Below are 10663 nucleotides of genomic sequence, written 5' to 3'. Positions count from 1 at the left end.
CACAGAGAATAGCGAGGAGCCAAAAAAGAGAGCGTTCGCAGGTTAGCAGTTTACATTCATGTCGTTGTCAGTTCCATTTGCGTCATGGGTCCACTATAGCCTAATTCGCGTGCTTTGATGTAGGCAGCTTCTGCCTCAGAATTGCGGTGTAGCATCCTAAGAGCATTGCCTATCTTATGTTGAGACATGCTCTCAGGAAGACCGCCCATATCGATAACGTCCTCCCAGCATTTGATGGCATCTGTATAGTTACCCATAGCATACAGTGCATTGCCTTTGTTATATCGGAAAGTAGGATCGTTGGGTGCCAATCTGATCGCCTCATCAAAGATTCTGTTAGCTTCATCCGGTCTGCCAAGGTTGTCACAGAGAAGAGAACCTTTTCCGTTTAATGCCTCTAAATCTCTAGGATCTAATCTTAAGGCCTCATTATAAGCATCGAATGCCTCATCATACTTGCCTTGTGCTTCAAATGCTGTGCCTTTCTTGCTCCACGCTAAGGAATCGCTTGGATCTAATTTTATGGCCTCGTCGTAAGCATCGACAGACTCCTCATACCTACCCAGCTTAGAAAGAGCGGAACCCTTAAATTCCCATGCCTGGACATTGCTTGAATCTAACCGGATTGCCTCGTTCAATGTTTCTACCGCTGCGTCATACTTGCCCTGCTGCATGAAAATATCAGCTTTGACGCGCCGGATCAAAGCGTCGTCGGGAGCCAGATCAATGGCCTGATTCACTGCGCCGAGAGCCTCAAAATACTTGCCCAGCAACCGGAGAGCATTGCCTTTGCCGGCCCAGGCATACACCATATTGGGATTTAGGCGGATAACTTCGTCGAAAACCTTGATTGATTCGTTGTACATGCCTAACAAAGAAAGGACTGTACCTTTCATGACCATGGCTTCTTTATATTTAGGATCTAGCTTGATGGCTTCGTCTAAGGATTTAATGGACTCATCATACTTCCCCTGATCATAAAGAGATGTACCTTTGTTGTACCAGACGACAGCATCACTGGGATCTAGCTTGATGGCTTCATCGAATGCATTAATAGCTGCATCGTACTTTCCTTCTTCAGTGAAATCACGACCTCGTTCGATCCAATCGGCTGCCGTCAGTTGTCCATATACCGGCCCTGTGAGCAACAGAAGGACGAATGCTACCAAGATCAACTTCATAGATTCAGAGAAGTGTTCGCAAGATATACGCTTGCCGACTGGTCGAAAATAGCTGAGATGGCCTTTAGGCCACCACCTTTAGCTCATCGGGGTCTAATGGCCCGTTGCGGCCACCGGCCCATTTAGCGATTGGAGCTATGCTCTCGTCCTCAATTTCGGCCTGTATCGCCCTCATGTGCTTGCAGGGAGTACCGGGATTGAAGGGTCTGGGCCTTGCATGAGCAATCCTTCGTGGTTATGGTATAGTAGCAATCGCCTTTCTTGCTTCTGGTTAGCCGCACGTTGCCCTTCAGCTTTACGAATACGGGCATGGGATCAGATGGCCTACCCAGGTAGGTTAGCAGAATCTCTACGCTGTCGGTATGATAGGTATGTATAACAGCATTTTTCCAACCATTTTTCGCTATCCATTAGCCTGCAACGATATTTTTATAAACACCTTTCTGACTTGCAAAGGCATGATGTTGCGCGACGGATTGGGGTTTCAGGGTCGGATTTTCTTTGCCTCTTATTGCCGCCAATCCCGCTGTCGATAGCAGCCCTCATCTTGGGTTTCGCCACCAATTTCCGCACAGGGGGCACAGTCAGCCGTTCCAGATCGCCGTTCACTTTCTGCATGACAGCGATTGCCATTTCAAAAGAATCGCCGCCCATCATGTCCCGGACCTCCTCGGTATCAAATCCAGCCAAATGCAATTCCCGATATTCTGAAAGCAGGCCAAGCTCATTATCGCTTAGATTGCTGATCGCGAATTCTAAGGGATCATTTTCGCCAACCATGGGCCTTTCAAGCATTGCAACGCGCCGCTCCAAATTACTTAAATTTCTCAAAATATATCACCATAACATTGACCTAAATTTTGAACAAGGTCACTTATTTAGCTCTATCGCGTCAAGACGCTGCTTGATCGCGTTTATCTCCTCTTCTTCTAAAAAGAGTCGATGCGCATTAGTCCAAGAATTCGCCAGGGAAGCAAATCTGCCAGCGTGCACAACCGGATCCTCACACATCAAGATCTTGTTTAGCATCCGGGTCAATGCCTTTTGTAAGTCTTCCGGCGAGCTTATCTTCAGCCAACCGACAGGGTGTTTTGTATTAGTCATTTAATCCTCTTAATAGTGTTTTCAATCAAATCAAGGGGGTCCGAAAAGATAGTGCGGTTTTTCACTAAAACCGCATATAATATTATATATGTGAATTTAGTGAAAATTTTGGCTATCTAAGCCTTCACACTGAGTTTGTTTTATGTTGGTGAGCTCTCTCCAGCTCATACCAAATCTCCTTCGGCGGCATGTAGAATGAACGTTGGCGCATGCCTTGACCGAAATTCACTACATGTACGATGGTCTGCGGCGGGAAATACCCGAAATCCTCCCCAGGTATTGCCAACCTACAATATTCTGATTTTCCGGGGTTCTGTTTAAAAAATGCCCTGTCCATTTGCATAGCCTGCTCAAGTGCATCCTCGTCGGGCATAATATAGAATTCCGACATTTATTTACCTCGCCATAACTGGTTCTAGAACAATCCCGCGTTTGCTGATTGCCTCATCTCTTCTCATAGGACAATTGCTGCAATCTATTAAACTCGGACATCTATCTTGTAGCGTCTCGCACCGCCAGGGTCGATATTCTGCAGCGATTATGTAATCGACGTACTGCGCCGTTTTGACCTCATTAAAATCAACTTGGCCCATGAACAGATCAATGATTTCTTCCCGGGACTTCCCTGACGCCAAGGCCTCGCAAGCAATGGCGACCCGCATATCATTGCCCTCGCTGCCGTCCAGCTGCTGATTTAGTGCAGCTGAAACACATGGCCTCATAGTTCCAGATCTTCCGGGATGCGCAGCCAATATTTTCGGTGCTGGCAGATATTGTCGATTACAGACCACGACAGCTTCTTTTTCTGGCTGCCTGATCTCTATAACCTTGGTGATAAAAATCACATCAGCTGGCTCCTTGGTATTGGGGTCAAGAATCTGCGCTCGCATTCCAGACTTCCGATTGAGAGCTAATGGCAGCTTTAGTGCATTTCCAACTTTTTTGCCATTGCTGGTCTTCTGCTTAGGGAATGTCTCAGTGTCGTGCTTTAGGTCAAGATCCTTATGTGCTTGCTTAAGTTCATTATGCATTGCTTTCATAAATTCGTGGCTGGTCTCAATCTGTGTCTCCATAATCGGTATGTGGATATGATAGCTGTCTGGGCTGCCTGAAGCAACTAGAATTGGCTGTGCCCCTTGCGCCTTGATGTGGTCAATTACGGCATTTACTCGTGGCAGTGCAGGATTTGTGCCTTTATGATTATCGATATCGAAGGCGCATTGAACTGTGTGGCCGGCTTCCCCGATGCCATAAGTGGCTATAGTGACCTCATTGCAGAACATGGACTCTACCAGACTCTGCCAATCGCCCGTTGTATGTGGGTAATATGTTGCATTCGAACGCTGCTCAGCGTGACATAACTTATTACTTCGGAAGAACCTATCCAGCGTATCTGAAGTGACCCGCCATTCGTCTTCGTTCTTAGGATTGGAGAATATAGCACCAAAAGCCAAGACACTGTCTGGATCCAGGAAGATGGGGCTGTTTTTTACTAAATCCACATAAGTAATATTATATGTGGTTTTAGTAAAATTCGCGACTATCTTTTTGATGCTATAGATTGGTATTTTACATCCATCCAGTTCCCCGGCAGTATCCCAGATCTTTCTTATGAATGGTGAGGATTTGCGCTGCTCTGCATGTACCTGCTTTTTATATGGGACCAAGATTTTCGGCATCGTCAAAGCTTCATCTACTGTAATCTCAACCTCGCCCTTTCTAACGAAGTGAGCCCTTAGGTTCTTGCCCTGCGTTACGATCTGGCTAACCTGCTTTTGTGTCAATCCGATGCAATACGCCCGGGATAGCACTTTTCCCTCCCAGTCCTTAATCCTTGACATGGTCTGCCAGGCACTAGAAAGCGCTTCAAAGTGGCGCAGTTCTTGACTTGCCTCGTATGTGGGTGCTGCAAAGTCCATGCTGTTGGTTGGCGTCGCCGGGAAACCTATGAAAATGCCGATCCGTGCGGAATTCTCAACGCCTATTGATCTGGCGGAGCGATAATAATCGAATTCGATATTTGGAAGCTCTCCTTTTAATGTACTCTCCAGCCACAATTTCATTTTAGTATTAATAGTGGCTAGATAGATTGGCGCACCGTTCTCCAGTTCTGAAATATCTCGAATACGCCTGCAAATATCTTCCATTTTGGGTCCCAAGTTTATTGTATCTGCTTTCCATGAATCTGCATAAATGGTCATGCTGCTGTTGTTATCTTTGACGTCTGGCACGCATACGGACTCGAGCTTGCGGTCTGCCAGCTCTTCGAAAAGCCTTGGTCTGCTTTCGAACTGAGTTCCGCTAACAAAGAATGCTTTTGCATTAGGGCAGACTTCCTTGAGGAAGGACTTGATAGCGTTCTGTTCTACGTTATGTGTTCCTACGAGAAGCCAACGGTCTCCTTCGCTGCCTCGGACAAAGCTTACGCATAATTCACGATCTGCCATGACGGAACATAAATCCTTTAGGAACAGGATGTCCGGCTCGCTATAATTCAGCTTTTTCCTTTGTCGTGCAAGCTTTATCAGTTCACTGAAAGCTGCGCGCAGCTTTAAAGACGGCACATCATAGCTATTATTTACCAGTCTTGCCAGTCTACAGTTGGTCCCTGCATATTCCAAGTCATCTTCGATACTTTTGCAGACTAAGTCTTCATAAAGCGTTTGCTTAAGTTTTAAGAAGCGGGAATATATTTCTCGCAATGCTTCAAAGCCCTGTAGCATCCTTTCGGGACTATAATCCAAATCTACCATAGGCGGAGCCGGCAATGAAATCCTGTGCGACTCATCAAAAACAACAACATCCAGATCGCTTAATTGCTCTTTAATGTAGCTTGATTCGTCGCTATCTACTAACATTAGTGATGTAAGCTTTGCATAAGTCATAGCCCGGACAGGCGCTGATTCAAACCAGGCATTTGTAAGGTCGCATTCTGGATGTTCTTCACAGGGGCATGGACTGGGCAACGATAATGGAAGCTTTTCCATAAATGGATCGTGTGCAAAGTTCTTTTGCAGTTTCAGGCAGTGTGAATGGCCGTAGGCAATAAGTGTGCCACCATCGGCACCTCGCACAGTATCAGTGCTAATCTTTTTGGTTGGACCTACAATCAATATCTTTGAACCTTCAGCCTTTGCTATTGCAGCTGCTGACGTTGTGAATCCCAAGCGTGTTACCTTCGAGACGATAGCCGACGGCCCAGATAATACACTTCGAATAGCGTCAAGAATATCTGAATCATAACCTTGAAGGGCGGTCCATCTAGTAAACATGTAACCGACCTCGAATTAAGATACTGTAAACCGACCAGATGTAAAAACGTCCACGTAGGTTTATATATTGATTATTAGAATTTATTATCATAAAAACCTTCCAGATCGGGCTGTTGGGAGCAGTCCGATCAATAATTTTCTATTACTTAACTTTCAATATTTATTTTATAGTTTTGATTATTTGGCCCAAATTCTACATTCACGATTTTTGCCACTTTTAAAATATCCCTTTCGCCGATATGTTCTATGCCATCTGTTATCAGCATACGGGCTACATCGCTTATTGTGAGTCTATTCCTGGCTGCGATTTCCCTGATAATTTCCTTATCGCCTTTAGGGACCATCACGCCCAGCATTTCAAGATCTGTCTCTTCGGTCATAAAATTCTCCAAACAAACGTTAACCAAACTAATAGGCGCTAAAATCGATTTTACGTCCTTTAAAGAGCTTAAAGGGGGGCTACAAGACTGAATGATTAAGATTATCATTTACGATATTAAGAGATATATAAATATTGGCCGTTTGCTGGGCATTGCCGGTCCGAACTTTGGCCAAAATTTAGACCAAGGTGAGATCTCCCGATCACCGATTATAATATACTCTGGATTCTTCGCGCATTTCAATCAACAAAGATTCAGCACGCAACATGCGGGCTCTTTCTTCCTCTTCGGGTGTTGGACCTCGGAGCCACGGACACAATTTTTCCAGATCGATTAAGTTGTCTTGACCTGGCGGCTCATAAAGCTCAATTGCATTGCCGTCTATCATTATCGGCTCATCAAAAATGCTCATCTATAGCCTTCCTAGATATTCTAAAATTTAGTACCTTGACAGGATCTCGCGGGCCTTGGCTATTTTGGTCTCGATGTCTTTTAGCTTAGGCCCGTATTCATCTGTAATTCGATCTTGCTTAGCAAGTTCGTTTTGAACTTCTTTTGTGAGTTCAGCATCCAGTTTAGATTTCGCGCCACGCCGAACTGATCTAAGTGTTGCGGCTTCCACGGCGTTTTTTGCATTATCTAGGATCTTTGCGAGTCTGTGCTTCTCCTTGACAAGGCCATCTAATGTAGGCTTACCGTTCGTGAGAGCCAAAAAAGCTTCGATATTCCCGGTGATGCTGGCTAGGTTCTTTTCTGCAGCCTCGAAATGAGACATGAGCTGTTCTGCTTCGGGAGCAAAAACTGCGATTAGTCCTTTGCTAGTTTTCTGCGGCCTGATATAGCCGAAGAGCTCAGACCGAATCGTTTTCAATTCTTCGATCGCCTTCAAATAGCGTGCTGCTAGCCTGCTCTCACTGGTAGAAATGTTCCTCTCAGACCAATATTGAATAAATTCTTCCGGTCTCATAATAATCTCCGTGATTGTTTAGTGAGGAGAGCTTGCGTGCGGCGCAATTGCCTCTTAGCTTCGGCTTTGCTGGTTGAGGGCGCTGAATTTAGCTTCACTTGGATTCGTTCAAGCTCAATAGCGGTTTTATCGGCAGGTGCTTCTTCCTTTGTGATCTTTCCAGAGAGCGTTTCCTGTAACTGTGCCAAAGCATCTTCTTTGGAAATCATATTTCCGCGATCTTCTGGTGGGATATAGCGTCCAGAAAGCTTCATCTGTGTTTCCTGCAATCGCAGACGCGCTAGCTCGAGGTCAGATAAGTCAAAGCCGCCATTCATTTTCATGGCATCTGGGATTTTGAATTTATTTTTTCTCATATTATTGTCTCCTTATTGTTGGCTGGGTACGACGACCAGACAGCTCCCATCGAAAATCATGTCGATCGAGCTGAAATCAGCCCAGACTTCGGCAATACAGCGAGGGATGGTTATCTGCGCAGCCTTGTTCTCCGCAGATTTGCTCAATTTTCTCTTAAATATCAAATTCATTTAAAACGCTCCATAAAACAGTCTCAGATGGCTAGATCCTTCACCCAAACGGGGTAAAGGACCAGGCAATCCGATAGGTAATACATGACAGGTGACTAACAATTAAAACGTTAATCATATAAAAAAGAAAAAAATAAAGTTTTACGATATATTTAAGGTACATCAGGATCTGCTTGATACATCAAATAGTCTTATCTGAAAAACTCCATCCCATAAGTTCGGGGAAAGATAGCACTGAAAGCAGCCAACTCATTCCTCCCAGGATATCAGCTCAGATAATCATTCAGAATGAATCACCCGGAAAGTTCTTTAACATGCCGTTCTTTATGCATCTATGAATGTTATGGATAATGGAAAGACTATCTGGGGATTGTGTCATTGACGTTATTATTAGTTTGTCATTTTGACTCAGGTAAATATAATCAGGGGTATGATGGTGCCAACTGAATCGGTTTTAGCAAGCCTTGAATGCATTAATGGTAAGATGCTGATAAATAAAGAATCTGTTAGGATAGAAATATATAAGCAAAAGATGTTTACCTTGCCCCCTCCAAAATGGGATAGTTCAAAAATAAGCAAGACATATAATATTTCCAGAAAAAATATCACAAAAGCTGAATTGGCGAAATTTCTAGGCACTCGACAATTTCATGTGTACTTTCCAGATGCAGGACTTGGTGGATTTGTTAATTTATTTATTAGCGATGCACAGGTAGCACAAGCCGAAGAAATGGTAAGGATGTTGACAAGGATCGAAACATCTACGACTCAATTAAAATGCCCAAAGTGCGGGGAAGAAGATAACGGGAAGTTTTGTTCACAGTGCGGATCTCCTCTTTCCCAAATAGATGCCTTGGCAAAAAGTGAACAATTAACCGACATGCTTGAACATTCTGATGATGACTCGTCACTTATAGATGAGTTTCAGAATAAGCAACCAAACTGCACTGAGAACAATATATCATTTGAACTAACCAGTAATACTATTTGGAAAGATAAGGGCAACGCTATTGATAATTTAGACGAGATTAACAGATCCATCGAGACAGATCCTCAAGATGCGGGTGCGTGGAGAAAAAAAGGTATTACTCTCCACAAACAAGGAAAGTTTAATGAAGCAGTTACAGCTTATGGAAAGGCAATCCAGATTAATCCACTAGATTCTAGCTCTTGGGGCGGAAAAGGCGCTGTTCTCGATGATTTGGGTCAATATGATCAAGCTATCAAGGCTTATGATCAGGCCATAGAGATAAATCCTCAAGATGCAGATTCTTTTGCCAACAAAGGATTAAATCTCTACCACTATCAGGGCAAATATGATGAGGCCATAGTAGCACTTGACATGGCCATAAAAATTAATCCGCAATTAGCGGGTGCCTGGAACATAAAAGGCGGGGTTCTAACTGGCCGAGGCAATTATGGTGAAGCAATAGAGGCTTACGATAAGGCCATTGAGCTAGACCCTTTAAATGCATCTATCTGGAACAATAGAGGTGCTGCTTTTGTTGGCGAGGGCAATTATGATGAAGCTATTCGGGCTTTTAATAGAGCCATTGAGATAGATCCACAAAATGCATATTATTGGAATGCTAAGTGTACTGCTCTCTTTAAACAGACCAAGTATGATGAAGCTCTAGACGCAGTCAATAAGGCAACTGAGCTAGATCCTAATTTCAAAGCGGCTCAAACGACCAAAACATTAATACTGCGAAAGCTAGGAAATTTCAATACGGAAGAAGCAGTTGATTGTTTTGGCAAAGGAGTCTCCTTCCATCAGCAAGGCAAGTACGATGAGGCTATCCTAGCGTATAACAAAGCTATTGAGCTAGATCCTACTTTAGCACCAGAGGTTCAGAAAGCAAAAAATTTATTATTAGATGCCCAGGAAAATTCGAAGATTGAAACAATTTCGGAAACCAATAAACATAATGTGATTGAATTTGATACATGTCCTGCTTGCAGGATGGGACGATTGATAGTAACAGATAGAAAAAAGCTATTAGGACTAATGACTCAACACGATGTTACCTGTAATAGATGCTATTCAAAATTGCCGGATACAAAGGAGTTCATGAGAAAGTGGGAGGCTCATAAAAACATAGCTAGAGATACATGGCTAGCTGATATCAGACGTGGTCAGGGATTACCTATTGAACACAATCCTCCGATCATGCTTAAGAGGAACGAAACTGCAATAATCACGCTAGGTGATATATCTCTATTTGAGAACAGGAGTGTGCGTACTGGGAATTATAGCAGTTCTCGCGTCAGAGTAGCCAAAGGTGTATCAATTGGAGGCGGAACGTTTCGATCTAAATCTCATGAAGTGCTTACTGAAATTGATAGAGGCACACTGACACTCACAAACCGGAGGATCGTATTTTTAGGAGGATCACATAGCTCTGACATATTACTTAAGAAAATCATATCTATTGAGCCATATAGGGATGGAATAGTAATTGGAAAGGAAGGCAGGGCAAGAACACAGACATTTAAAGGTATTAATAAGACTTATCTCAATATAACAGTTGAAAGTAGATCTTTTCAAGTTCCCATTGAAGGAGTGATTTTCAATGGCATGGTAGAAGCATTGATGAACTGACTTTTTTTGGATTGACATAAGTAGATACAACGCATTTATTAACAAGGAATCCATTAACAACCATCATGAGCAGAATTGCCACTGCATTAGCAGCATGGTTCACATTATTATATGCAATTCCTGCACTAGTCTTGGGAGTTTTAGCTCTCTTTTTTGGTGCCGCCTCGATCTGGCTTCTAATGGATTCAGAATATGGATCTTTCTTTTTGGGATCAGTAATAACTATTATTTTGGCATTAGCGTCTTATAGGTTATCCCCCTATTACAAAAAGCAAAGATAAAATATTAATTTTGGGATTTATACGCTAAATTTAAGCATTTCTGAGTGTCTCGCTGGAGTGAACCCCTCCGAGTGGACAATGAGTTAAACCCCTATGAACAAGCCGCTCATGCAAGAAGGATGCAGACCAAAGTATTTATTTTGTATGTGTTTAGCTCCTCTAAATAGCTCGATAGATATTGGTTTTGATCAATAAAGAGCATGACGAAAGGAATCTATGCCAAAACGAAAAACGATATCAATAGCGCAAATTAACTAGGTCTTGCTATCATGCAATCGAGCGCAGATAAGCAATTATTCTGATGAGCAGATCCTGGAAACCGAAGATTAGGATGTTTCTGGAATCCGGC

12 protein-coding genes are annotated in these 10663 nt (G+C 43.3%); 2 read left to right on the top strand and 10 right to left on the bottom strand.

Going from position 1 to position 10663, the window contains the following annotated elements:
* Window positions 1-56: 56 nt before the first annotated feature.
* From BP822_RS10345 to BP822_RS10300, 10 genes are all read right to left on the bottom strand, one after another.
* Window positions 57-1181, bottom strand: coding sequence for a tetratricopeptide repeat protein (locus tag BP822_RS10345; RefSeq protein ID WP_286878247.1), 1125 nt, complete (start codon window positions 1179-1181; stop codon window positions 57-59).
* 149 nt (window positions 1182-1330) lie between these two features.
* Complete coding sequence (locus tag BP822_RS10340) at window positions 1331-1492, bottom strand: hypothetical protein (protein ID WP_286878246.1); 162 nt, start codon at window positions 1490-1492, stop codon at window positions 1331-1333.
* Window positions 1493-1610: 118 nt separating this feature from the next.
* Complete coding sequence (locus BP822_RS10335; RefSeq protein WP_286878245.1) at window positions 1611-1976, bottom strand: hypothetical protein; 366 nt, start codon at window positions 1974-1976, stop codon at window positions 1611-1613.
* A 75-nt stretch (window positions 1977-2051) separates the two neighbouring features.
* Window positions 2052-2285, bottom strand: a complete 234-nt coding sequence (locus BP822_RS10330) for a hypothetical protein (protein ID WP_286878244.1) — start codon at window positions 2283-2285, stop codon at window positions 2052-2054.
* Window positions 2286-2409: 124 nt separating this feature from the next.
* Window positions 2410-2676: a hypothetical protein gene (locus tag BP822_RS10325; protein ID WP_286878243.1), complete on the bottom strand. Its 267-nt coding sequence runs from the start codon at window positions 2674-2676 to the stop codon at window positions 2410-2412.
* Between the two features lie 4 nt (window positions 2677-2680).
* A complete protein-coding gene (locus tag BP822_RS10320; RefSeq protein WP_286878242.1) occupies window positions 2681-5452 on the bottom strand; it encodes a TOTE conflict system archaeo-eukaryotic primase domain-containing protein in 2772 nt (923 codons plus the stop codon).
* 251 nt (window positions 5453-5703) lie between these two features.
* Complete coding sequence (locus BP822_RS10315; RefSeq protein ID WP_286878240.1) at window positions 5704-5937, bottom strand: hypothetical protein; 234 nt, start codon at window positions 5935-5937, stop codon at window positions 5704-5706.
* 202 nt (window positions 5938-6139) lie between these two features.
* Window positions 6140-6349 (bottom strand): hypothetical protein, encoded by a 210-nt coding sequence (locus tag BP822_RS10310; RefSeq protein ID WP_286878239.1) that lies wholly within the window; start codon window positions 6347-6349, stop codon window positions 6140-6142.
* A gap of 27 nt (window positions 6350-6376) precedes the next feature.
* Window positions 6377-6904, bottom strand: a complete 528-nt coding sequence (locus BP822_RS10305) for a hypothetical protein (protein ID WP_286878238.1) — start codon at window positions 6902-6904, stop codon at window positions 6377-6379.
* Complete coding sequence (locus BP822_RS10300) at window positions 6901-7260, bottom strand: hypothetical protein (RefSeq protein WP_286878237.1); 360 nt, start codon at window positions 7258-7260, stop codon at window positions 6901-6903. Before BP822_RS10300 ends, BP822_RS10305 begins: the two co-directional genes overlap by 4 nt.
* Before the next feature lie 574 nt (window positions 7261-7834).
* Here BP822_RS10300 and BP822_RS10295 point away from each other — a divergent pair.
* Complete coding sequence (locus BP822_RS10295) at window positions 7835-10033, top strand: tetratricopeptide repeat protein (protein WP_286878235.1); 2199 nt, start codon at window positions 7835-7837, stop codon at window positions 10031-10033.
* A 65-nt stretch (window positions 10034-10098) separates the two neighbouring features.
* The gene (locus BP822_RS10290; protein WP_286878234.1) at window positions 10099-10314 is read left to right on the top strand and encodes a hypothetical protein; all 216 of its coding nucleotides are present in this window, start codon (window positions 10099-10101) and stop codon (window positions 10312-10314) included.
* Window positions 10315-10663 lie beyond the last annotated feature (349 nt).

Source organism: Methanosaeta sp. UBA458, assembly GCF_002496085.1.
In the GTDB taxonomy this organism is placed as follows: Archaea; Halobacteriota; Methanosarcinia; order Methanotrichales; family Methanotrichaceae; genus Methanothrix; species Methanothrix soehngenii.
Note: the sequence above shows the minus strand (reverse complement) of the source record. Positions and strands in the feature narration are given on the sequence as shown.